The 23474-nt window shown below is 64.9% G+C and carries 21 protein-coding genes and 1 pseudogene; 12 read left to right on the top strand and 10 right to left on the bottom strand.

Going from position 1 to position 23474, the window contains the following annotated elements; all coding sequences use genetic code 11:
- The first annotated feature begins 48 nt into the window (after positions 1 to 48).
- The 3 genes from ACFOSU_RS08505 to ACFOSU_RS08495 all read left to right on the top strand — a co-directional run bounded on the left by ACFOSU_RS08505 (position 49) and on the right by ACFOSU_RS08495 (position 3306).
- The gene (locus ACFOSU_RS08505) at positions 49 to 1608 is read left to right on the top strand and encodes a DHA2 family efflux MFS transporter permease subunit (protein ID WP_380688435.1); all 1560 of its coding nucleotides are present in this window, start codon (positions 49 to 51) and stop codon (positions 1606 to 1608) included.
- Positions 1609 to 1635: 27 nt separating this feature from the next.
- Positions 1636 to 2895 (top strand): HlyD family secretion protein, encoded by a 1260-nt coding sequence (locus ACFOSU_RS08500; protein WP_380688433.1) that lies wholly within the window; start codon positions 1636 to 1638, stop codon positions 2893 to 2895.
- 117 nt (positions 2896 to 3012) lie between these two features.
- Positions 3013 to 3306 carry a hypothetical protein gene (locus ACFOSU_RS08495; protein WP_380688431.1) on the top strand — a complete coding sequence of 98 codons (294 nt, stop codon included), beginning with the start codon at positions 3013 to 3015 and terminating at the stop codon, positions 3304 to 3306.
- A 34-nt stretch (positions 3307 to 3340) separates the two neighbouring features.
- Here ACFOSU_RS08495 and ACFOSU_RS08490 read toward each other — a convergent pair whose 3' ends face one another.
- Entirely contained in the window at positions 3341 to 4600 is a 1260-nt protein-coding gene (locus ACFOSU_RS08490) for a GGDEF domain-containing protein (protein WP_380688429.1), read from the bottom strand.
- A gap of 129 nt (positions 4601 to 4729) precedes the next feature.
- On the opposite strand from ACFOSU_RS08490, the gene ACFOSU_RS08485 reads away from it, so the two are divergent.
- Positions 4730 to 5488 carry an SDR family NAD(P)-dependent oxidoreductase gene (locus ACFOSU_RS08485; RefSeq protein WP_380688427.1) on the top strand — a complete coding sequence of 253 codons (759 nt, stop codon included), beginning with the start codon at positions 4730 to 4732 and terminating at the stop codon, positions 5486 to 5488.
- Here ACFOSU_RS08485 and ACFOSU_RS08480 read toward each other — a convergent pair.
- Complete coding sequence (locus tag ACFOSU_RS08480) at positions 5485 to 5757, bottom strand: hypothetical protein (protein WP_380688425.1); 273 nt, start codon at positions 5755 to 5757, stop codon at positions 5485 to 5487. The genes ACFOSU_RS08485 and ACFOSU_RS08480 overlap by 4 nt on opposite strands.
- Before the next feature lie 11 nt (positions 5758 to 5768).
- Here ACFOSU_RS08480 and ACFOSU_RS08475 point away from each other — a divergent pair, with 11 nt between their 5' ends.
- A complete protein-coding gene (locus ACFOSU_RS08475; protein WP_380688423.1) occupies positions 5769 to 6872 on the top strand; it encodes a PA0069 family radical SAM protein in 1104 nt (367 codons plus the stop codon).
- Here the strand turns inward: ACFOSU_RS08475 and ACFOSU_RS08470 are convergent.
- Entirely contained in the window at positions 6869 to 7819 is a 951-nt protein-coding gene (locus ACFOSU_RS08470; protein ID WP_380688421.1) for an alpha/beta hydrolase, read from the bottom strand. The two genes, ACFOSU_RS08475 and ACFOSU_RS08470, sit on opposite strands and share 4 nt — an antisense overlap.
- Positions 7820 to 7934: 115 nt before the next feature.
- Between ACFOSU_RS08470 and ACFOSU_RS08465 the strand changes: the two genes are divergently transcribed.
- Positions 7935 to 8324 (top strand): DnaJ family domain-containing protein, encoded by a 390-nt coding sequence (locus ACFOSU_RS08465; RefSeq protein WP_380688419.1) that lies wholly within the window; start codon positions 7935 to 7937, stop codon positions 8322 to 8324.
- Positions 8321 to 8842: a GNAT family N-acetyltransferase gene (locus ACFOSU_RS08460; protein WP_380688416.1), complete on the top strand. Its 522-nt coding sequence runs from the start codon at positions 8321 to 8323 to the stop codon at positions 8840 to 8842. The genes ACFOSU_RS08465 and ACFOSU_RS08460 overlap by 4 nt, the downstream gene beginning before the upstream one ends.
- Before the next feature lie 33 nt (positions 8843 to 8875).
- On the opposite strand, the gene ACFOSU_RS08455 is transcribed toward ACFOSU_RS08460, so the two are convergent.
- The 4 genes from ACFOSU_RS08455 to ACFOSU_RS08440 all read right to left on the bottom strand — a co-directional run bounded on the left by ACFOSU_RS08455 (position 8876) and on the right by ACFOSU_RS08440 (position 14330).
- Positions 8876 to 10078, bottom strand: a complete 1203-nt coding sequence (locus ACFOSU_RS08455; protein ID WP_380688413.1) for an SH3 domain-containing protein — start codon at positions 10076 to 10078, stop codon at positions 8876 to 8878.
- A 79-nt stretch (positions 10079 to 10157) separates the two neighbouring features.
- Positions 10158 to 12068 carry a propionyl-CoA synthetase gene (locus ACFOSU_RS08450; RefSeq protein ID WP_380688411.1) on the bottom strand — a complete coding sequence of 637 codons (1911 nt, stop codon included), beginning with the start codon at positions 12066 to 12068 and terminating at the stop codon, positions 10158 to 10160.
- A gap of 243 nt (positions 12069 to 12311) precedes the next feature.
- Entirely contained in the window at positions 12312 to 13421 is a 1110-nt protein-coding gene (gene prpC / locus ACFOSU_RS08445; protein WP_380688409.1) for a bifunctional 2-methylcitrate synthase/citrate synthase, read from the bottom strand.
- 210 nt (positions 13422 to 13631) lie between these two features.
- The gene (locus ACFOSU_RS08440) at positions 13632 to 14330 is read right to left on the bottom strand and encodes a GntR family transcriptional regulator (RefSeq protein ID WP_380689217.1); all 699 of its coding nucleotides are present in this window, start codon (positions 14328 to 14330) and stop codon (positions 13632 to 13634) included.
- A 181-nt stretch (positions 14331 to 14511) separates the two neighbouring features.
- Here ACFOSU_RS08440 and ACFOSU_RS08435 point away from each other — a divergent pair, with 181 nt between their 5' ends.
- The 3 genes from ACFOSU_RS08435 (at position 14512) to ACFOSU_RS08425 (ending at position 18806) form a co-directional block, all read left to right on the top strand.
- A complete protein-coding gene (locus ACFOSU_RS08435) occupies positions 14512 to 15399 on the top strand; it encodes an isocitrate lyase/PEP mutase family protein (protein ID WP_380688407.1) in 888 nt (295 codons plus the stop codon).
- A 219-nt stretch (positions 15400 to 15618) separates the two neighbouring features.
- Positions 15619 to 17832, top strand: a complete 2214-nt coding sequence (locus ACFOSU_RS08430; protein WP_380688405.1) for an ABC transporter substrate-binding protein — start codon at positions 15619 to 15621, stop codon at positions 17830 to 17832.
- Entirely contained in the window at positions 17832 to 18806 is a 975-nt protein-coding gene (locus tag ACFOSU_RS08425) for an ABC transporter permease (protein ID WP_380688403.1), read from the top strand. Before ACFOSU_RS08430 ends, ACFOSU_RS08425 begins: the two co-directional genes overlap by 1 nt.
- A 23-nt stretch (positions 18807 to 18829) precedes the next feature.
- Here the strand turns inward: ACFOSU_RS08425 and brnA are convergent, their stop codons facing one another.
- On the bottom strand, positions 18830 to 19069 hold the full coding sequence (gene brnA, locus ACFOSU_RS08420; RefSeq protein WP_380688401.1) for a type II toxin-antitoxin system BrnA family antitoxin: 240 nt from the start codon (positions 19067 to 19069) through the stop codon (positions 18830 to 18832).
- Positions 19059 to 19314 (bottom strand): annotated as a pseudogene (locus tag ACFOSU_RS08415) (BrnT family toxin). Before ACFOSU_RS08415 ends, brnA begins: the two are co-directional and overlap by 11 nt.
- Positions 19315 to 19403: 89 nt before the next feature.
- Between ACFOSU_RS08415 and ACFOSU_RS08410 the strand changes: the two are divergent.
- Both ACFOSU_RS08410 and ACFOSU_RS08405 read left to right on the top strand, forming a co-directional pair.
- Entirely contained in the window at positions 19404 to 20867 is a 1464-nt protein-coding gene (locus tag ACFOSU_RS08410; protein ID WP_380689215.1) for an ABC transporter permease, read from the top strand.
- Entirely contained in the window at positions 20867 to 22882 is a 2016-nt protein-coding gene (locus ACFOSU_RS08405; protein WP_380688399.1) for an ABC transporter ATP-binding protein, read from the top strand. Before ACFOSU_RS08410 ends, ACFOSU_RS08405 begins: the two co-directional genes overlap by 1 nt.
- Here ACFOSU_RS08405 and ACFOSU_RS08400 read toward each other — a convergent pair.
- Positions 22876 to 23409 carry an O-acetyl-ADP-ribose deacetylase gene (locus ACFOSU_RS08400; RefSeq protein ID WP_380688397.1) on the bottom strand — a complete coding sequence of 178 codons (534 nt, stop codon included), beginning with the start codon at positions 23407 to 23409 and terminating at the stop codon, positions 22876 to 22878. The two genes, ACFOSU_RS08405 and ACFOSU_RS08400, sit on opposite strands and share 7 nt — an antisense overlap.
- Positions 23410 to 23474 lie beyond the last annotated feature (65 nt).

Here is a 23474-nt window from a genome sequence, read left to right as displayed (position 1 = left end):
TGTATTCTGCAGCCATATTGCCCACCCATTGTCTTACGCCGGAGCCCCATGACCCAGGTCGAGGCCATGTTCGAGCGCCACGGCTCAAGATATCGCCTGCTCGTGACGCTCACCGTATTGCTCGGCCTCGTGGCGCTGGGCATGTCGATCACGATCGTCAACGTCGCTACACCTTATATCAAGGGTGCCTTCGGCATGAGCGCCGATCAGGTGCAATGGCTGTCGACCGGCTTTCTGGCCGCCACCACCGTGTCCCTGCTGATCTCGCCGTGGCTGATCTCGGCCTTCGGCCAGCGCGCGACCTATGTGGGGCTGCTGATGGTTTTCATCGCCGCGTCATTCATCGGCGGCCTGTCGACCGGCATGGGCACGCTGATCGTGGCGCGTATCCTGCAGGGCGCGATGACCGGCGTGGTGCGCCCGGTTGCACTCGAAGCACTGTTCTCGGTCTACCCGCCGCACAAGCGCGGCATGGCCACGGCCATGTACGGCATGAGCCTGGGCCTGCCGCTGACCCTGGCCAGCGTCATCGGCGGTTGGCTGGTGGAAGAATTCAGCTGGCGCTACGTGTTCTTCGTGGTGATTCCGATCTGCGTGGCCGCCATCGGCATGGGCTGGCTGTATCTGCCCACCCGTGAAGATACCGGGCCGCGTCCGTTTCTCGACTGGATCGGCGCGACCGTGCTGTTCGTGGCTATCTTCACCTTGCTCGCGGCCCTGGCCAACGGCCAGCGCTGGGGCTGGGACAACACCACGATTCTCCAGCTCGAGGCGATTTCGCTTCTGTCGACGCTGTTCTTCATCTGGTGGGAACCGCGCCAGCCGCGCCCGATCCTGGATCTACGCATCTTCGCCAACCGCGGCTTTCTGGTCGGTTCGATCGTCATGCTCATGTTCGGCGGCGCTTTCTATGGGGTGATGTATCTGCTGCCGCAGTTCATGGACGCGGTGTTGCATTACAGCCCGATCACCTCCGGCATGCTGTTCACGCCTTCGACCATCGTGCTGGCCGTGCTCGTGCCGCTGGTCGGGCAGCTCAGCGATCGTCTCAAGCCGCACTGGCTGACCCTGCCGGGCCTGGCGTTCGCGGCATGGGCCGTATTCCGGATGGCGCAGGCCGACTGGAACACCTCGTTCTCCAGTCTCGCGCTGTCGATGGCGCTGCTGAGCGTGGCCATGGCAGCGGTACCGCCGCCGACGCTGTCGCGCGCGATCAGCGCCCTGCCGGCGCATCTGATCGGCTACGGCTCCGGCGCAATCAATTTCGCCCTGCAACTGGGCGGCGCCTTCGGCACCGTGCTGCTGGTCGCCATCCTCGACCGGCATACGCTCTATCACAGCGATCATCTGACCGCGCGCCTCAATCCCGGCAACGAAATGGCCATGCAGACGATGGATCGTCTCGGCGCCATCGTTGCCCGCACCGGCACCGGCGATGTCTACCGTCAGGCCGCGGCCCAGCATGTGCTCTCCGGCATCGACCGGATCTGGGCGGTGATCTATGCCTATCAGGACGGCTTTCTGCTAGTGGCCGTCGCGCTGCTGAGCATTGCCGTGCCCTCTTACCTGCTCAGCCGCTGGGGCGAACCCGCCACCGCCGGCCGCTAAACCCGATTCCCGGACCTCATTCGCATCATGACCCATACAGACACAATCGAAACAACGACTCCGCAGCCGTCCACGCATCCCGGCAGGCGCCGGCTCAAGATCGTGGCCGCACTGGTGGTGGCCGTGATCGTGGTGGTGTGGATCGGCTTCTGGCTGTATCACCGGCTGACCCACGTCAGCGAAAACGATGCGCGCGTGGCCACCCACGAGATCACCGTGAGCAGTCGTCTCGATGGCCGGGTTGCCGGTTTCGACCTGATCCAGGGTGACCGACTGGCCGCCGGCGCCCGCGTGGCCCAGCTCTATAGCCGGCCCGACGATCTCATGCGCCAGCAACTGGCGGCCCGCGTCGAGCGCATGCAGGCCGAGCTCGATGCTCAGGCCACGCGGATCACGCTGGCCAAACGCCAGATCGCCGGCGGCACCGAGCAGACACGCGACAGTCTGCAGGCCGATATCGCGGCCATGCACGCGGCCCAGGCCAACCGGGAAAAAGCGCGTCACAACGCCAAGCGTTCGCAGGCGCTGTACCAGCAGCACGGCGTATCCCAGGAAGAGCGCGATATCGACCGCTACAACGATCAGGCCGCCGAAGCCGAATACGAACGCGCCCAACGCCAGGTCACCATGGACCGCATCGCCCTGGCCAACGCCGAGACCGGCATGCTCACCGCGCCCTCCACCACGATCGACAACCCGCAGGTACTGGAAAACGAGCGCGCCGTGATGCAGCGCCAGCTCGCCGAGGCGCAGGCCGCGCTCGCCCACCAGAACAACCGCATCGCTGATCTGACCGTCGCCGCGCCGCTGGCCGGCGTGGTCGACCAGACCTTCATCGAGCAAGGCGAGTACGTCTCCGCCGGCCAGCCGATCGTGATGATGCACGACCCGAAGGACGTCTGGATCGAGGCAAAGATGAAAGAGACCAAGATCGGCGATCTCAAGATCGGCCAGCCGGTGGCGATTCACGTCGACGCGCGCCCGGATACGACCTATCACGGCCATGTCCGCATGATCGGCCATGCCGCCACCAACCAGTTCGCGCTGCTGCCCGACCCCAATCCGTCGGGCAACTTCACCAAGATCACCCAGCGGCTGCCGGTGCGTATCGCCATCGACGACGGCCCACGTGCCGCGCTCGCGCCGGGCATGATGGTGGAGGTGGATGTAGACATCACCGCCGACGACGCGACCCTTGCGCGCAATCGCAGGAAGCATGAAAAGACCGGTTCTTCGGCGCGGTTCGGCCGGCTTGACCTGCAGACGCCGGCGCGCCAGACAGACTGAACCGGCCGGCCCGCGCCGGGTAACGTCCCGGTGCGCAGCGCGGGGCGGGCCGCGCGGCATGATGGCTTACACTATGGCCATTGATATACGGTCCGCGCGGGCCGCCGGATCGGGCTCATGGATAGCAACAACTTCTTTCACTGGATCGGCGAAAAACTGGGCGCGGCGATCCGTTTCATCGTCAATATCCTGCACTGGCTGTTCACCCATCTCTACGGCGCGATCGATAGCTTCTTCCACGGCCTGACCTCGGCGCTGGGGATCAGCACGTCGCTGTTGAGCATCGCCCTGCTGGTGATCGGCCTGGCACTGCTCTATGCCGCGCTGCGTGCGCTCATGCGGCGGGCCTGGGTCGGTGGCGTCGTCTGGGCGGTACTGGGGCTGATCCTGCTGAGCTGGCTGATTCACTAGCGCGTGTTGCGGACGGCTGGCATCAACACGGCGCTCATCCGCTCGCGCGACGCGCCACCGGCGCGGCCACGAAACGCTCGCTGACCACGCGATTACGGCCACGCGCCTTGCCTTCATAGAGCAGGCGATCGGCCTTGCCGAGCACATCCTTGAGGCTCACCAGCCCGTCACTGCTGCTGACATGGCACACCCCGACGCTGGCCGTCACCCAGGGCGCCACGGTGGATGCCGCGTGCGGAATCTGGTTCTGCTCGACGGCAGCGCGGGTCTGTTCGGCGAGGGTGGTAAGCTCCAACGCGTTGCCATCCATCCACAGCAGTACGAATTCCTCACCGCCGAATCGTCCACAGACATCCAGAGGGCGACGGGTCGATGAATCGAGGGTATAGGCAACCTCGGAAAGCGCCACGTCGCCGGCTTGATGGCCGTAGTAATCGTTGTAGGCGCCAAAGGCGTCGATATCGATCATCGCAATCGCGTAATCGATCTTTTCGCGATAGGCATGCGCAATTGATTTCTCCAGGGCGTCTTCAAGCGCCTGCCGGTTAAGCAGGCCGGTGAGGCTGTCGAGACGCGACATGTAGCGCAGCAACGTGCCATTGAGCCAGGTCCAGCGAATGAAATACTCCGACGAATAACCGCCCATCACGCCGATGGTGAGCAGCAGCGAGGCCGCGAACAGGTGGTAATACGCGTTCGCCCCGGCATCCACGAACAGTAGCTCGGTAGCCACCGCCGCCGCGGTGGCGACAATCGCAGCCGGCAGCATCAACCAGAAGCGAATACGTGCCAGCGAAAACATGGCCACGATCGTTACGCCCACCATTTCGGCCGGCACGTCGAAGCCGTGATGTGACGCGACCACGCGCTGGCCCATCATGCCCACGTTCATGCCGACAAACATGAGCAGCATGACCCCTTCGATATAACGCGAATAGGGCCAGCGCCAGCAGAAAAAACCGCAGAACACGACGACTGGCATCATCACGCCCAGCTCCAGCAGGCGCGTCGGCCGGACCAGTTCGCCGGGCACACCGAGCAGCGCTTGATCAATCAGGATGATCACGAGGATGCCGACGAACGACACGGTGATCAGGCTGGCCCGACTCAGCCGCCCGGAAACACGCAGATAACGACAGAAATCCGATTCCAGCGCGTTGCCGAAACGCAATGCACGAAAACCGCGCCGAATCTGCGCCTGCAGCAGCCGTGTCGGCCGGATACGTGGCCCAATGCCATCCTGCATCCCCGGGGCGGCGCTCAGGCTATATATATCGGTCGGCGAAGATTTCATGAAAACGGCGTTTTCCGGACTCCACTGGATCGCGCGTGATTAATTCGGCCGCAATTGTCGGAATATAACAATGATTACCGGCAGTTTCTGTTTCATCTTCAACAGACTCATCAGTGAGAACAATACGACGTGGTAGATAACACGACTTTCATCCAGGGCGGCGGCCGAGGCCTTGGGCTTGCGTTCGTCGACTGCCTGCTGGCCGCGGATACCGACAACCGGGTCATCGCCAGCACTCGCGACCCCCACGCCTCGCCGGGCCTGCACAGGCTGCGCGAGACCTATGGCCGCGACCGTCTGCAACTCGTCGCCCTCGATATCGGCGATGAGAACAGCGTTCGCACCACCCGCCAGCAAACCGCGGACCTCACCGACCGGCTGGATCTGATGATCAGCTGCGCCGGCCTGCTGCACGACGACCACGGTCTGTGGCCCGAGAAGCAGCTCGCCGACATCGACGCCGACAACCTGGCTCGCAGCTTTGCCGTGAACGCCACCGGCCCGCTGCTGATGATCAAACATTTCCATGATCTGCTCTCCCACGGGGAACGCGCCGTGATCGCCAGCCTGTCCGCCCGGGTCGGCTCGATATCGGACAACCGCCTCGGCGGCTGGTATGCCTATCGTGCCGCCAAGGCCGCCCAGAACCAGTTCACGCGTACTGCCGCCATCGAACTCCGACGCAAATCCAGGGCGCTGATCTGCGTGGGTCTGCATCCGGGTACGGTCGATACCGGCCTGTCCGAGCCGTTCCAGCGACGGGTACCCGACAAACAGCTGCAAAGCGCCGAGCAGGCCGCCCGCCATCTACTCGACGTTATCGGCCAACTGTCGCCGCAGGACAGTGGCCATCTGTTCGACTGGGCGGGCAGCAAGATCGAGCCTTAGACCGGCGAGCATGGCATCCGCCGATAGCGGTGGCCGTATGGGAAGACATTGATCCACAGATGACGCAGATGGACATGGATGGAATCGGCGATGTCCCCAGGCGTATCGAGCAGTGCGGACTTGCCTGGGCCGACTCGGGAAGGCGTGCGCTGATATTTTTGGTTGATACCGATGCGTTCCCGGTAGACGGATCGCGCGCGGCCCTCAAACGGTCTTGTGATCTGGCTCCCCCGCAGATGAAATGCTTGCGGCGATAACTGTTCGTCCATACAGTTATCAAATGCATCGCCCGACCCACCACAAATCACGCGGCGCGCTGACCAACCCGGCCTCGCGCTTCGCCGATCGCCACGCCGTCGATTTCGACGACGGCTGGGGCAGCCTCGAAGCCGACCCGGCGGCCGAACCCGCGCGGCCCGCCACTCATCTGCACGCCGACCCGGCCCGCCGCGTGATCAGCCGCAACGACTCGCCGGACGTCCCGTTCTCGGCATCGATCAATCCCTACAAGGGCTGCAGCCATGGCTGCATCTACTGTTTTGCCCGGCCGACGCACGAATATCTCGATCATTCGGTCGGCCTGGATTTCGAAACCGAGATCTACTACAAGTCGCACGCCGCGGAGCGCTTCGAGGCCGAATTGCGCGCGCCCGGCTATCGCTGCACGCCGATCACCCTGGGCGCGAACACCGACCCCTATCAGCCGGATGAAAAACAGCTCGGCGTCACCCGTGCCCTGCTGGCGGTTGCCGATCGCTTCAATCAGCCGTTGTCGATCGTCACCAAGGGCGCGCTGATCACACGTGATCTGGATATTCTGACCCGCCTGGCCGAGCGCAATCTGGTTAGCGTCTATATGAGCGTCACCAGCCTGGACAACGCCATCAAGCGCACTCTGGAGCCGCGCGCCGCCAGCCCGACGCAGCGGCTGCGCGCGATCACTGCCCTGCACGACGCCGGCGTGCCGGTCGGCGCTTTGGTAGCGCCCATCATCCCCATGATCACCGATCACGAACTGGAAACACTGGTCGAGCGGGTTGCCGCCGCGGGCGCAGAAAGCGCGGGCTACGTCATGCTGCGGCTACCGCACGGCATCAAGCATCTGTTCCGCGAATGGCTGGCCGAGCACTATCCACAGCGCGCCGAGCACGTCATGAGCCTGATCAACCAGATGCACGGCGGGCGCGACTACGATTCGGCGTGGCGCACGCGCATGACCGGCACCGGCGTCTATGCCGAGCTGATCGCACGGCGCTTCCGGCTGGCCTGCCGGCGCGCGGGCCTGGCCGAGCGCTCGGGTTCGCGGCGGCGTTTTGCTCTCGACACCGCGTGTTTTTCGGTGCCGCCCGCCCCGGGCGAACAGCACACGCTGGATCTGGGCTAGTCCGGTATCGAAGGCGCATCCGCAGCGTGGGCCAGCCGCGCAATCCGCGTCACGAACAACGGCAGCAGGCGTGGCGGCAGATCGTGACCCATGCCATCGATCTCTTCATAGTCGGCGTTGGCCAGACAGTCGGCGGTATCGCGTCCGTGCCTGACCGGAATCAGCGGGTCGGCCTTGCCGTGGATCACCAGGGCCGGACAGGTAATGCCCCCGAGCAGGTCAACGCGTGACGGTGCGGCCATCACCGCGAGCATCTGTCGGCGCGTACCCGGCGGGTAATAACTACGCCGGACGTTACGCCGGATCTCGCTCATCCAGTCCTCGAGGCTGCGCCCGTACTGTGGACTGCCGATCATGCGCATGGTCTGGGCCATATGCCGGGTCACGGTCTCCAGCCGATTGTTCTTCGGAGGCTTGCCCAGCCGCATGAGGACCTTGAGCTTGCCACGCGGCAGCCCGCGCGCGCCGGATGACGACATGATCGAGGTCAGCGTACGTGTGCGCTCGGGATAGAGCGCGGCGACCAGCTGGGCGATCATGCCCCCCATCGATGCACCCACCAGATGCGCGCGCCGGATACCCAGCGCGTCCATGAGCCCGACCGTATCCGCTGCCATGTCCTCGAGCGTGTACGGCGCCTCGATGGTGCGATTGAGCACGGACTTGAAAAAAGCCTGGCGCGGGCCGTCATAGGCCTGCGCGCTACGCATTTTGGTGGACAGGCCGATATCCCGATTATCGAAACGAATCACCCGCAGCCCGGTATCCGCCAGCGCGCGACAGAACGCGTCGGGCCAGCCGGTCAGCTGGGTGCCCAGCCCCATGATCAGCAACAGTGCCGGATCGTCGTCATGCCCGAATTGTTCATAGGCCAATTCCAGACCGTTGGCCTCGACCCGGTCACGGATGTCGGCGCCGTCCAGATCGGGCGCCAGATAATCTGCCATGCAATACGTCCCCTCGTGCCGTTCAGCCGCGCGACATGTCGCAGCGCTAGGATTGGCTCAGTTTGAAACCTGTGCCAAATTCTTGCACGGACGACTCTGCGAACGGAGTGAATCGATGAGCCTACTGGAACGACTCGCCGACGCCCATATCGAAGCCGCGGCCGAGCGCGGCGAATTCGACAATCTGCCCGGCGCCGGCAAGCCGTTGCCACCGGACGACGCCCAGCATGTGCCCGCGGAACTGCGCGCCGGCTACCGCCTGCTCAAGAATGCCGGCTTCGTGCCGCCCGAGATCCAAACGCGTCGCGATATCCGCGATATAGAGGATCTGCTTACCGCTGCGCAACCACGCAGCGCGGAATCCGAACGGCTGACCCGCAGACTGCGTTGGCTGGAGACCCGTCTGCGCGCCAGCCGCCAGGGTCGCGCGCTATTGCGCAACAGCGAATACGGACAGGCGATCCGCGGCCGGCTTGCGGCCCGCAATATCGGAGACGACTCATGAGCGGGCTGGTACTGCGCGCCGCCACCACCCCGACCGAACATGCCCGGCTGAGCGAACTCGCGCACGCCATCTGGCATGAACACTATCCCGGCATCATCAGCGTCGCGCAGATCGATTACATGCTCGCCCACGGCTACAGCGCCGCGACCCTGGCCGCCGAGCAGGACGCCGGCACCCGCTTCGTGCTCGCCTATCTGGAAAACACCCCAATCGGCCTGGCCGCCACCACGCCGGTCGGCCCCGAGGCGTGGCTCGACAAGCTCTATGTGCATGCCTGCGCGCGCGGCGAGGGTGTGGCCCGCGCCCTGTGCCAGGACGCGATGGGCTTTGCCCGTTGCAGCAATGCCCGGCAACTGCGTCTGCGCGTGAACCGCGACAATCAGCAGGCAATCGCCGCCTACGAGCGCCTGGGTTTCGTCATAGACACGCAGGACATCAAGGACATCGGCAACGGCTATGTCATGGACGACTACCTGATGAGCACCGCGCTACAGCTACCCCGCGCCGGCACCGGCTAAGCGCCGCTTTAAGCCAGCGCGCTGGCCGCCGTCCTAACCACCGCCCTGGCCAACCGGCGCGGACGCCGGTGCTCGAGAGGGCGTATCTGCTGCCGGCTTTGGCTTGACCACCTGCGGGGTCAGATTGTCGTCGAGCAGAAAGCCGGCGACCCAGCTCTCCCCGGGCTGGCCGGGCAGCTCGATACGCTGCCAGTCGCCGCGCGTTTCCAGTACACGGACGATGTCATTGCGGCGCAGCTGGGTCTCGATCGGCGCGCGTTTGGAGGGCCATTCGCGCACATTCAGCCCCTGCACCTTCACCCGCATCGGCGTGCCCCGCATCGCAGCCTGCAACGACCCCGTCGTGTCACCGCCGATGGTCGCCAGCCAGCCTGAGTTTCGCAGCAGCCGGGTGGTGTGTGGCGGCGCCGCTTGCCGCGTGGTCGTCAGGCGCGGCGGCGCGTCCGCGTCCGCGCGCAGCTGCGGCGATGTCGCGGCCGGCGTCATGATCGGCCCCTGCGCAAGCGTCGCCAGCGCGACCCGCGACCCCCCGGGCTCGGGCAGCCCGCGCAACAACCGGCGCGCGACCCAGCCGACGGTGTCGTTGTCGACACGCCAGACCTGGGCCCAGTCCTGCTGCTGGGCAAACACGCGTAATGGCGTGCTGGTGAGAACGCGGCCCAGACGCTTGCCCTCGAGCGTCGGACGCGCGCGCAGGTTCGCGGTGGTGATCGCCCCTGCCTCGGGCAATGCGTCGATCAGTCGGCGCCGATCATCCGCGTTGGCGCGCTTGAGCAGAGCCACGGCCATCGCCGGTTCGCGTTGCACGCCGTCGCCCGCAAGCGTCATCAGGGCGAGGTTGTTGGCAGCGGCCGGCAGATTCCGGCGGGCGGCCTCGCCGTACCAGAACGCCGCCTGCGAGCGGTCGCGGGGCACGCCGTCGCCGGTCTCGCGCATCACTGCGAGATTGTATTGCGCCGCCGCCTGACCGCGTTCGGCGCTCATCGTGTACCAGTGCTGGGCGGCCAAGGGGTCGCGGGCAACGCCCAGGCCGTTGGCATACAGCAGCCCGAGGCCGAACAGGGCGCCGGCGTCGCCGGCCCTGGCGGCCGGCTGCCAGGCGCTGCGCGCGGCCTCGTAGTCGCCGCGTGCAAACGCCGCCCGGGCCGCATCGTCCTCGGCGGCGACCGCCGGCGCGATCCCTGCTATCGCCACGATCAGAGCAACGATAAACCAGCCGACACGACGCACGCTCACGTCGGCCACGTACGGTGGCGCGCTGCTTTCCACGGTCGCGGGGCGCGCGTGATCATTGCAGGCATCGGGCCGCCACCGCTCAGCTGCGCGAGCGCGCGTAGCCGATACGGCCCAGCTGTTCCTCGATATCCGTCAGAATCGCCGGGTCGTCGATGGTGGCCGGTGTGGTCCAGTCCTTGCCGTCGGCGATCTCGCGCAGGGTCGCCCGTACCACCTTGCCCGAGCGCGTCTTGGGCAGCCGCTCCACGATGGTGGCCTTGCGAAATGCCGCCACCGGACCGATGCGCTCGCGTACCAGGGCAATCAGCGCGGCGATCACGTCGTCGTTGCTCCGGGTCACGCCGGACTTGAGCACCACCATGGCCACCGGCAGCTGGCCCTTGTCGGCGTCGAAGGCGCCGACCACGGCGGCCTCGGCGACATCGGGATGGGCGGCGATCACTTCCTCGATCATGCCGGTGGACAGGCGATGACCGGCGACGTTGATGATGTCGTCCACCCGACTCATCACCCACAGATTGCCATCGGCATCGAAATAGCCGGCATCGCCCGAGCGGTAGTAGCCCGGAAAATCCTCGAGATAGGAGCTCTTGTAGCGCGCATCGTTCTGCCAGAGGGTCGGGAAACACCCCGGCGGCAACGGCAACTTCACGCAGATATCGCCCATCTCGCCGTTGACGACTTCCGCGCCGTCGGGCCCGAGCACGTGGGTGTCGTAGCCTGGCACCGGGCGCCCCGCCGACCCCAGCGGCACGTCCAGCTGTTCGATGCCCAGCGGATTGGCGGCCATCGGCCAGGCGGTCTCGGTCTGCCACCAGTGGTCGACCACCGGCACGTTAAGATGCGTGCCCGCCCAGACCGCGGTATCCGGATCGCAGTGCTCGCCGGCCAGAAACAGTGCCCGCAGGCTGGAGACGTCGTACTGCTTCGCCAGCTCGCCCTGCGGATCGACCTTCTTGACCGCGCGAAACGCGGTCGGCGCGGTGAAGAAGACATTGACCTTGTGTTCGGCGATCACGCGCCAGAACGCGCCCGCGTCCGGCGTGCCCACCGGCTTGCCCTCGTAGAGCACCGAGGTGCAGCCGAGCAGCAGCGGTGCATAGACACAGTAGGAATGACCCACCACCCAGCCGACATCCGAGGCGGTCCAGAACACATCGTCGGGGGCCACGCCGTAGACGGCTTTCATCGAGTAATGCATGGCCACGGCGTGGCCGCCGTTGTCGCGTACCACACCCTTGGGTTTGCCGGTGGTGCCGGAGGTATAGAGCACATAGAGCGGGTCGGTGGCGGCCAGCGGTACGCAGTCGGCCGGCGTCGCGTCGGCAAGCGCCGCCTGCCAGTCCACGTCCCGCCCTTCGATCAGATCACAGGTGAGCGTATCGCGCTGGAAGATCACACAGCGCTCGACCTTGTGCTCGGCCAGTTCGATACCGCTATCGAGCAACGGCTTGTATTCGACGGTGCGCGTGGGCTCGATGCCACAGGAGGCAGACAGCACCAGCTTGGGCGTGGCGTCGTCGATACGCTTGGCCAGCTCGGCGCCGGCGAAGCCACCGAAGACCACCGAATGCACCGCGCCGATACGCGCGCAGGCGAGCATGGCGATCACCGCTTCCGGGATCATCGGCATATAGATGATTACGCGATCACCTTTGTCCACGCCCTGGTCGCGGATCACGCCCGCGAACCGGGCCACGGCATCGCGCAACTGCGCGTAGGTATAGCGCTGCTGGCTGTCGGTGACCGGGCTGTCGTGGATAAGCGCGACCACGTCGCCGCGTCCGGCGTCGACATGCCGGTCCAGGCAGTTGTCGCAGGTGTTGAGCTCGCCGTCGGCAAACCAGCGGTAGAACGGCACATTGCTGTCGTCGATGATCTGCGTGGGCTCGCGGCTCCAGCGAATCGCTTGCGCCGCCTCGCCCCAGAATTTCTCCGGGTTGTCGCGGGCGGCGTCGAACTGAGCTTGGTATTCGTTGTTATTGCGCATCGTCTCTCCTCAACTCGCAATTATTTTCAGTACGTCAGCATTGCACGCTCAGGGTAAGTCGGAAATCGACCACGTCCAGATCGATCAAAGTCCCATGCGGACAAACGCGACGTACGCCGGGTCAACCCGCGCTATACGCCCGCCTGTTTTCTGCACGCTGCCCGGGCCGTATCCAGCAGCGAGCGCATTCGACGCGCCCCGACCCGGTACGCCGAACCGGGTCGGGCCACGGGATGGCCGCGCCTACGGCACCTTGCGCGGCGCGGGGCCGATATATTCGGCGCTGGGACGGATGATGCGGTTGTCCGCGCGCTGCTCGAAGACATGCGCGGCCCAGCCCGACAGGCGGCTCATCACGAAGATCGGCGTGAACAGCTTCGTGGGGATGTCCATGAAGTGATAGGCCGAGGCATGGAAGAAGTCGGCGTTGCAGAACAGCTTCTTCTCGCGCCACATGACTTCCTCGCAGCGCACCGAGATCGGGTACAGCGTGGTGTCGCCAACGTCTTCGGCGAGTTTCTCCGACCACTGCTTGATGATGCCGTTGCGCGGATCGGACTCGCGATAGATCGCATGGCCGAAGCCCATGATCTTGTCCTTGCGCTCGAGCATGCCCAGCATCTTCTGCTCGGCGTCGTCGGGGTCCGAGAACTGTTGGATCATCGCCATCGCCGCCTCGTTGGCGCCGCCGTGCAGCGGGCCACGCAGGGTGCCGATAGCGCCGGTGATGCAGCTGTGGATATCGCTCAGCGTCGAGGCGCACACCCGGGCGTTGAACGTCGAGGCATTGAATTCGTGCTCGGCGTACAGGATCAGCGAGGTGTTCATCGCCGCGGCATGCAGGGCGCTGGCCGGCTTGCCGTGCAGCATATGCAGGAAATGACCGCCCACCGACTCGGCTTCGGTCTCGGTGTCGATACGTTCGCCGTCGTGGCTGTAGCGATACCAGTAGCAGACGATGCCGGGAAAGGCCGCCATCATGCGGTCGGTCTTGTCCTGCTGTTCGTCGAAGCTCGCCTCGCCTTCCAGATTTCCGAGCATCGAACAGCCGGTACGCATGACGTCCATGGGATGGGCGTCCTTGGGAATACGCTCTAGCACTTCCTTGAGCGCCGAGGGCAGCGCACGCAGGCTCTGCAGCTTGGTCTTGTAGGCCGCCAGTTCCTTGGCATCCGGCAGTTCGCCCTTGAGCAGCAGATACGCCACCGCCTCGAACTCGCATTTGTCGGCGAGATCCTGGATGTCGTAGCCGCGGTAGGTCAGGCCGGAGCCGCTCTGGCCCACGGTGGACAGCGAGGTACGGCCCGCGACCTGGCCACGCAGCCCGGCGGTATTGGGTTTCTTCTCGGTCATGACGACTCCTCAGTCGGTATCGGTAGTCAAAAGTTTTCTTTGTTCAGGATGGCGAAGCCGGCCCGCGCAGCACAACGCTGCTGACGCGCGTCTGTTGTGCGTGCATCGAACACGACAACTGCAGGGTTTTACGCAGCTTTGCATAGTTGTCCTCTTGCACGCTGCCCCCGTGGCGATCGCGGGCGCACGACGCCTGTGCCCAACCGGTTCTCATGAGACGTTGGACACGGCCGGATGCGCGCTCTCGGCCTCGATATTGCGGCGCGCCCGGCTGATATGCCGGCGCATGAGCAATTCCGCGAGTTCGCCGTCGCGCGCCTCGATCGCCTCGACGATCTGGCGATGTTCCTGCAACGCCTTGCGCGGGCGTTTGGCGACGCTGCTGAACTGATAGCGCGACATGCGGATCAGGTAGTAGAGCTCGCCGATGAGTGTCTCGACCAGCGCCGGATTGTGGCTGCCCTGAATGATGCGGTAGTGGAAATCGAGATCGCCTTCGCGCTGGAAATAGGCGATGTCTTCCTTGAGATCCTGCTGCTGCTCGTGCTGTTCCAGCAGCGCGTGGAGCATGGCAATTTCGGCATCGCTCATCGCCGTCGCCGCAGTGCGTGCGGCCATGCCTTCCAGGGCTTCACGCACGAAATACAGATGCGCTAGCCGTTGCGGGTCGAGCGAGGTGACACGCGTACCCACATGCACCTTGCGCTCGAGCAGCTTGCGCGACTCCAGCCGGCGGATGACCTCACGCATGGGCCCGCGGCTGACGCCATAGCGCGCCGCCAGCTCCGACTCGCCCAGTTTGGTGCCCGGCGCGATCACGCCGCGCACGATATCGTCCTGCAGACGGGCCAGCGCACGATCGGCGAGCGTGCGTGGCGGGTCGGGACTCTGCGCGGTAGGCTCTGGCATCATTGTCGACAATGAATCGTATTTTGATGTTCAAACGATATGAAAACTTTACCCAAGAATAAGATTGTCTACAATGGCGTCATTCGACACGGCCGGGCCCGAGTCGCCCCCGGCTGCGAGGCCATCACGCCTCTATTAATGGCCGCCGTGCTTTTCTATTCATCACCGCCGAGGAACCGTCATGTCTGATTCTGCCGCTTCACGCCGCGCCGCCTTTCGCACCCAGGTCGCCAGCCGCCAGGCCCTGCTGCTGGCCGGAGCCTTCAACGCGATGAGCGCCCGAGTCATCGAGGACTCGGGCTTCGAGGCGGTGTACCTGACCGGCGCCGGCGTCACCAACATGTCGTTCGCCCTGCCCGACCTGAGTTTCGTCGGTCTGCACGAAATGAGCGAGCAGACCGCGCGGGTGCGCGACGCCGTGTCGCTGCCGCTGATCGTCGATGCCGACACCGGTTTCGGCAACGCGCTCAACGTGCGCCAGACCGTGCGCACGCTCGAACGCTGCGGCGCCGACGCGATTCAGCTCGAAGATCAGGTGCTGCCCAAGAAATGCGGCCATTTCGAAGGCAAGCAGGTGATCAGTGCCGCTGAAATGGTCGGCAAGGTCCGCGCCGCAGTGGATGCGCGTAGCGACGACAACTTCCAGATCATCGCGCGCACCGACGCCGCCGCGGTACACGGCATCGAGGACGCCATCGAACGCGCCCATCGCTACGCCGAGGCCGGCGCCGACATTTTGTTCATCGAGGCCACCGAAACCCGGGCCGATATCGAACGTCTGCCGGCGCTGTTCGACACGCCCCAGATCATCAACGTGGTGATCGGCGGCAAGACGCCGACGCTGGCACAGTCGGAACTGTCCGAACTCGGTTATGGCCTGACGCTGTACGCCAACGCGGCGTTGCAGAGCGCGGTATGCGGCATGCAGCGGGCGCTATCAAGGCTGCGCGAGGACGGCAAGCTGGACGAGGATCCGGAACTGGTCATCCCGTTCGCGGAGCGTCAGCGCCTGGTCAACAAGCCGCTGTTCGACCGGCTGTCGCTCGAATACGGCGACGCCAAGGACTGAAGCACGCCGACCGCAACCGACCGCCGCTGATCCGGCGCGCAGCGACTCGGCCCCGCGCAATCGGCGGGGACGAGTGCGCTGTGTGGCCGGTTCGCTCGGCGCTTGCGCTCGAACCGGCGCCGCGGGCCTGTGTCCGCAGGCGGGCCGGCATTCGGGTTTTCAGGGCGGCATACGAACTCAGTGTTTCCTCAAGCCCCTCGAATCAGCTAGATTGCGGCCATGCCCTTTCGTTTCCGCGTGTCCGTTTCGCGAGCCGTCGCGCTACGCGCCTCGGCCGGCCTGCTGCTGTGCCTGATCGCGGCCGGTCTCGCCGGCTGCGACACCCCCTGGAACAGCCCGTATCCGGACAGCTCGGCCGACGCGGACACGCTCTATCGCTCGTTCTCCGAGCCGCCGCGCCATCTCGATCCGGCCCGCTCCTATGCCAGCGACGAGGCAACGTTCACCGAACAGGTCTATGAACCGCCGCTGCAGTATCACTATCTCAAGCGCCCGTACACGCTGATTCCACGTTCGGCCGTGGCCGTGCCCGAGCCCCAGTTCCTGGATGCCGACGGCCGACCGCTGCCGCCCGACACGCCGCCCGATCAGGTGGCGACCAGCGTCTATACCGTGGCCATCCAGCCCGGCATTCGTTATCAGCCGCATCCGGCGTTTGCCCGCAAGGCCGACGGCAGCCTGCGCTACGACCACCTCACGCCAGCCGATCTGGACGGCATCGACTCGCCCGCGGATTTCGAGCATCAGGGCAGCCGCACGCTGCGCGCCGGTGATTTCGTCCACGAAATAAAGCGACTGGCCAGCCCCGAGGTGAATTCACCCATCCTCGGCGTGATGACCGAGCATATCGAGGGCCTGGCCGATTACGCCGAGCGGCTGCGCAAGATCAAGGCCGAACTGCCGGCCGACAAGCATCTGGATCTGACCCGCTACGATTTTGCCGGCGCCAGTATCGTCGACGATCTGCATTTCCAGATTCGCGTGAAGGGCGTCTATCCACAGCTGCGCTACTGGCTGGCGATGCCGTTCTTCGCGCCGGTGCCGCCCGAGGTCACGCGTTTCTACAACCAGGCCGCGCTCACCGCGAAGAACATCAGCATCGATACCTTCCCCGTCGGCACCGGGCCGTACATGCTCACAGAGAACAACCCGAACCGGCGCATGGTGCTCGAGGCCAATCCCAATTTTCACGGCGAGACCTATCCCAGCGAAGGTGAACCCGGCGACCGCGCCGCCGGTCTGCTAGAGGACGCCGGCAAGCCGCTGCCTTTCATCAAGACAGTGGTGTTTTCGCTGGAGAAGGAATTCATCCCCTACTGGAACAAGTTCCTGCAGGGCTATTACGACAGCTCCGGCATCTCTTCGGACGCCTTCGGCCAGGCCATTCGTATCGACAGCGACGGCGAGCCGCATCTGACCGAGACCATGGCCGCGCACGACATGCGCCTGGCCACCACGGTGATGCCGGCGATCTATTATCTGGGCTTCAACATGCGCGACGATGTCGTCGGCGGCCTGGACGAGAAACACCGCAAGCTGCGCCAGGCAATCTCCATCGCGATCGATTACGACGCTTATGTGGCGATCTTCCTCAACGGCCGCGGCATCGTGGCCCAGAGCCCGCTACCGCCGGGCATCGAAGGGGCGCGCGAGGGCGAAGCCGGCACCAACCCCGTGGTCTACGACTGGAACAACGGCGCGCGCCAGCGCAAGTCCATCTCCACCGCCCGCAAACTGCTGGCCGAGGCCGGCTATCCAAACGGCGTGAGTCGCGATTCCGGCCGGCCGTTGCTGCTGCATCTGGACACGCCCGCAAGCGGGCCCGAGTTCAAGTCGCAGATGGACTGGATGCGCCAGCAGTTCGACAAGCTCGGCGTCCAACTGGTGGTGCGGGCGACCACCTGGAGCCGATTCCAGCAGAAGACCGCGGATGGCAACGTGCAGATGTACTTCGGCTCCGGCTGGCTGGCCGACTACCCCGATCCCGAGAACTTCCTGTTCCTGCTCTACGGGCCCAACAATGCCGCCGACGAGCACGGCCAGAACATCGCCAATTATGAGAATCCGCAGTTCGACGCCCTGTTCCGCAAGATGCGCGATATGGACAACGGCCCCGAACGTCAGGCGATCATCGACCGGATGATCGCCATCGTGCAGAAAGACGCGCCCTGGGTCTGGGGCACGTTCCCGCGTCAATACGGCCTCTATCAGGGCTGGCTGCGCAACGCCAAGCCCAACGCCATGGCCAACAACACAGTGAAATATCTGCGCCTGGACGCCGCCACCCGCGCAGAAAAACGCCGCGAGTGGAATCAGCCGGTGCTCTGGCCGTTGATCGTGGCCGTACTCGCACTGCTGGTGCTTCTGTTACCGGCGGTCTGGATCTACCGGCGCCGTGAAAACACGCCTGTGCGCACCGGAGAGCAACGCTGATGTTCGGTTATATCGTGCGGCGCGCGCTGTATGCGATTCCGGTGCTCATCGGGGTCAACCTGATCACCTTCATGCTGTTCTTCGTGGTCAACACCCCCGACGACATTGCCCGCATGCAGCTAGGTGCCAAGCGCGTCACCCCGGAAGCGATCCAGGCCTGGAAGATCAACCACGGCTACGACCTGCCCTATCTCTACAACGCCGATGAAGACGGCATGAGCACGGTCACCGACACCCTGTTCTTCCAGAAATCGGTCAAGGTCATGGCCTTCGATTTCGGTACCTCCGACGCCGGCCGCTCGATCTCCGCCGATATCCGCGAGCGCATGGGCCCGAGCCTGGCGCTGGCCCTGCCCACGCTCATCGTGGGCATGCTGGTGAACATCACCTTCGGCCTGCTGCTGGTGTTCTTCCGGGCCACCGCCATCGACTGGGGCGGGGTCGTGCTGTGCGTGGTGCTGATGTCGATCTCGTCGCTGTTCTACATCATCGCGGGCCAGTTCGTGGCCGGCAAGCTGATGAATCTGGTGCCGATTTCCGGCTTCAACGCTGGCTGGGACATGCTCAAGTTCCTGGTCCTGCCCGTCATCATCGGCATTGTCGGCGGCATCGGTGCCGGCTCGCGCTGGTATCGCACCATCTTCGTCGAGGAATTCGGCAAGGATTATGTCCGCACCGCCCGCGCCAAGGGCCTGAGCGATCTACGCATTCTGTTCGTGCACGTACTCAAGAACGGCATGATCCCCATCCTCACCGGCGTAGTCGTGCTGCTGCCGCTGCTGTTCATGGGCAGCCTGATCATGGAATCCTTTTTCGGCATCCCCGGCCTGGGCAGCTACACCATCGAGGCCATCAACAACCAGGACTTCGCCATCGTCCGGGCGATGGTCTTCCTCGGCTCGGTGCTCTATATCCTCGGCCTGCTGCTGACCGATATCAGCTATACGCTGTTCGATCCGCGGATACGGCTGTGAGCTTTCACACGCATACTCCGAGTCTAGGTGCGCTTGTTCGCCCCGACTTGCTCCAGCCGTTCCGACAGCCATACCTTGATGATGGACTGCCGCGTGACCCCCAATCGACGCGCTTCGCGGTCCAGTTCTTCCACCATCCAGCCCGGGAAATCCACGTTCACGCGCCGCGATGCTTGATTCGGCCGGTGTGCTTTGGACAGGTCGAGATCGGCCGTAACATCCTTACCGGCCTCGATTTTTTCATCGAACGATTCAGCTTTCATACAACGCCACCTCCTCGTCGCGCGCGTCGCACCGAGATAATCCTGATGTTATCGCCCCGATGCGTGACAACCGCCGACCAGTGCTTTTGCTCAATGACACCAATCAGTAGGAACCGTGGCTCATCGATGGTCCGCGCTGGAATCTCCAACAAGTTAGGATCATTCCAAAGCGTCTGGGCACGAACAAAATCGATGCCGTGCTTGGCAAGGTTCGCTTCGCTCTTCGCGTCATCGAACTCGAAAATATATAGAAATTACACCTAAATCGACACTGCCCAGCAGCTTAACGGGCAACGAAAATCCGACCGCTAGAATCAAGGCATAGAAGAAGCTTATAAATATCGTGTACGTCCTCCTCTACACCGACGCGCTGATCTACCTGTTGCTGCTCGCAATAGCGGTGTTCATCGTGTGCGCGGCGCGCAGCAAGCCGTTGCGGGTGCCGTGGCTGCGGGTATTGTCGAAGCCCGTGGGCATGATCACGCTGGTGATTCTGCTGACGTATACGACGGTGGGCGTGCTGGACAGTGTTCATTATCGACCGACGGTGACCAACGCCGCGGGCGAAAGCCGGGTCTCGGGCGAGTTGATCAGCGTGCTGGACGCAATCGCCAAGCCGCTGATCGACAACACCGAATACACTTATTCGGCGCCGTTCGCGCTGCATCAGTTCGTGCAGCAGGTGGTCACCGAACCCGGCGGTGCCAAGGCGCAGGTCTATCCGCGGCTGGCCCATGCCGGCACGACGCTGGACGAGACCGGGCTGACGCGCGGCGAGGACATCGCCCGGCGTATCGGCGTCGGCGCGGCCGGCGGGCTGGCCGTCTGGGCAGTACTGGCGCTGTTGTTACTGCTTGCGATCTACGCACGGACACGCGAACGCATCACCCGGATCGCCGGGCGCATCGCCCGCGACGCCACGCCGCTGGCCTGGCGCGCCGCGCTGATCGCCGCCGCGGTCGTGCTCATGCTGATCGGCGCGCTTGCGGCCCTGGCCCCGCACTATCATGTGTTCGGCACCGACAAGGTTGGCCAGGACGTGTTCTATCAGTCGATCAAGAGCATCCGTACCGGACTGGCGATCGGTACCCTGACCACGCTGGTCATGCTGCCCTTCGCTCTGCTGCTGGGCACGCTGGCCGGTTATTTTCGCGGCTGGGTGGACGATCTGATCCAGTATCTCTATACGACCCTGTCGTCGATCCCCGGCGTGCTGCTGATCGCCGCCGCGGTGCTGATGATGCAGGTCTACATGGAGAACAACGCGGACTCTTTCGGTACCACCGCGGCCCGCGCTGACCTGCGCCTGCTGTTTCTGTGCCTGATTCTGGGCATCACCAGCTGGACCGGGCTGTGCCGGCTGCTGCGCGCCGAGACGCGCAAGATTTCCGAGCTGGATTACGTGGCGGCCGCACGCGGGCTGGGCACCGGGCCGCTGCGGATTCTCGCCAGGCACATGCTGCCCAACGTCATGCATATCGTGCTGATTCAGGTGGTGCTGGACTTCTCCTCGCTAGTTCTGGCGGAAGCGGTGCTTTCCTATATCGGGGTGGGCGTGGATCCGACCACGAACAGCTGGGGCAACATGATCAACAGCGCGCGTCTGGAAATGGCGCGTGATCCGGTGGTGTGGTGGCCGCTGGCCGCAGCTTTCCTGTTCATGCTGGTACTCGTGCTGGCGGCCAATCTGTTCGCCGACGTGGTGCGCGACGCATTCGATCCGCGCCTGCGCGGCGACGATGGCGGCCGTGCGGTCGAATCGGCCGCGCCGGCCGAACCCGCGGGCGGAGCGCATTGATGACCCAGGCACGGCCGTTGCTGGAAGTCACCTCGCTGTGCACGTATCTGGATACGCCGCAGGGCCTGCTGCGCGCGGTGGACGACGTGAGCTTTTCCATCGCCGCCGGCGAAACGCTGGCGCTGCTGGGCGAGTCCGGCTGCGGCAAGTCGATGACCGCGCTGTCGTTGATGGGCCTGGCGCCGCGCCCGGCCACGCGCGTTCTCGACGGGCGCGTAGCGCTGGCTGGGAGCGATCTGCTGGCGCTGTCCGAACGCGAACTGCGCGCGGTGCGCGGCAAGCGTATCGGCATGGTCTTCCAGGAGCCGATGAGCGCGCTCAATCCGGTGCTCACCGTCGGCCAGCAGATCGGCGAGGCGCTGTCGGCGCATCTGGGCCTGCGCGGCAAGGCGATCCGCGAACGCGGGCTGGCGCTGCTCGAAGAAGTCGGCATGCCCGAACCCGCGCGCCGCTGGGATGCCTATCCGCATCAGCTCTCCGGCGGTCTGAAACAGCGTGTGGTGATCGCCATCGCCTTGGCTGGCGAACCGGAACTGCTGATCGCCGACGAGCCGACCACGGCACTCGACGTGACCATCCAGGCCCAGATTCTGGCCCTGCTCGCCCGTCTGCAGCGCGAGCGCGGCATGGCGCTGCTGCTGATCACCCATGATCTGGCGGTGGTCAACGAGGTCGCCGATCGCGTGGCGGTGATGTACGCCGGGCATATCGTCGAACTGGCCGATCGCGACACGCTGTTTGCCGCGCCGCGTCACCCCTATACCCGCAAGCTGTTCGCCTCGCTGCCCGGCGCGGCGCAACGTGGTCAGCAGCTGGCCGCGATCGCCGGCACCGTGCCGCCGCTGACCGCGACCATGCCGGCCTGCCGCTTTGCCGATCGCTGCGAACACGCCTGGGCGGCCTGTTTCGAGACGCCGCCGACCTGGTCGCGCGATCACGGCTCCGCCGTGCGTTGTCATCTCTATGACGCCAGTCACAAGGGCGAACCGTTGTCCGCCGAGCCGCCGGTAGCCCAGGCACAGCGGGATCAGGCGCGGCCCGACACGAGCGCGGATGCGCCGCTGCTGGACGCGCGTGACGTGGCCGTGCATTTCCCGATCACCAAGGGCCTGTTCAAACGCACGGTCGGCTACGTGAAAGCGGTCGATGGCGTATCGCTCACGCTGAAAGCCGGACGCACGCTCGCGCTGGTCGGCGAATCCGGCTGCGGCAAGACCACACTCGGGCGTGCTCTCGCCCGTCTGCTCGACCCCACCGCCGGCCGCGTCGACTTCGGCGGCCGCGATCTGGCCCGGCTGTCCGGCGGCGAACTGCGACGGGCGCGCCGCCAGCTGCAGATGATCTTCCAGGATCCGTTCTCATCCATGAACCCGCGCATGCTGGTGGGCGAGATCCTGGCCGAGGGCCTGGTGGCCCAGCGGATCGGCAAGAACGCGGCCGAACGCCGTGCGCGCGCCGCCGGGCTGCTCGCCGATGTCGGTATGCCGGAGGCCGCACTCGACCGCTATCCGCACGAATTCTCCGGCGGCCAGCGCCAGCGCATCTGCATCGCCCGGGCGCTGGCGCTCGAACCCCAGCTATTGGTCTGCGACGAACCCACCAGCGCGCTCGATGTGTCCGTACAGGCACAGGTGCTCAACCTGCTCAAGCGCCTGCAGGCCGAGCGCGACCTGGCTTATCTGTTCATCACCCACGACATGGCCGTGGTGTCGTATCTGGCCGACGATATCGCGGTGATGTATCTCGGCCGTATCGTCGAGTCCGGCCCGGCCGAAAAATTACTGCGCGAGCCCAAGCATCCCTACACCCAGGCGCTGCTCTCGGCCATGCCGAGCGTGACCGCCCGCGAAGGCGAACGCATACGCCTGGAAGGCGACCTGCCCTCACCGGCCAACCCGCCGGCCGGCTGTCATTTCCACCCGCGCTGCCCGCACGTGATGGATCGTTGCAAACACGAAGACCCGGCCGCACGTGAATTCGGCGACGGGCATAAGGCGCGGTGTTTTCTTTATTGACGCAGCGCGCCCAGCGCATTCGAAAACGCTGCCAGCGCATCGTCGGAGAACAGCACAAAGCGCACGAGACCGACACGCGTGCCCTTGGCCGCGCACTCAGCCACCGTGGTAAGCGCAATCCCCGCAGCCTCCTCCAGTGGGTAGCCATAGACGCCGCAGGAAATCGCCGGAAAGGCGATCGACTCGGCGCTGGCTTCGACCGCCAGCCCCATCGCCTCGCGATAACAACTGGCGAGCTGTTCGGCGACCGGCTGGCTTTGACTGTAGACCGGGCCGACGCAGTGGATGACGTGATCGTTGGGCAGATCGAAAGCCGGCGTGATCACGGCCTCGCCGGCCTCGATCGGCCCGAGCGCGCGGCTGGCCTCGACCAGGCGCGGGCCGGCCGCGCGGTTGATGGCGCCATCCACACCGCCGCCGCCCTTGAGTTGCTTGTTGGCGGCATTGACGATGATGTCGATATCGCATTGGCGCGTGATATCGCCTTTCACACATTCGATATGCATGTCGTTGATCGTGCGCTGCATGGTGCGTGTCCTGCTGTAAAGTGCCCCTATTCTTCGTCATTCGACGGGCGCAGGCCCAATCGGTT

Source organism: Salinisphaera aquimarina, assembly GCF_042643355.1.
In the GTDB taxonomy this organism is placed as follows: domain Bacteria; phylum Pseudomonadota; class Gammaproteobacteria; order Nevskiales; family Salinisphaeraceae; genus Salinisphaera; species Salinisphaera aquimarina.
Note: the sequence above shows the minus strand (reverse complement) of the source record. Positions and strands in the feature narration are given on the sequence as shown.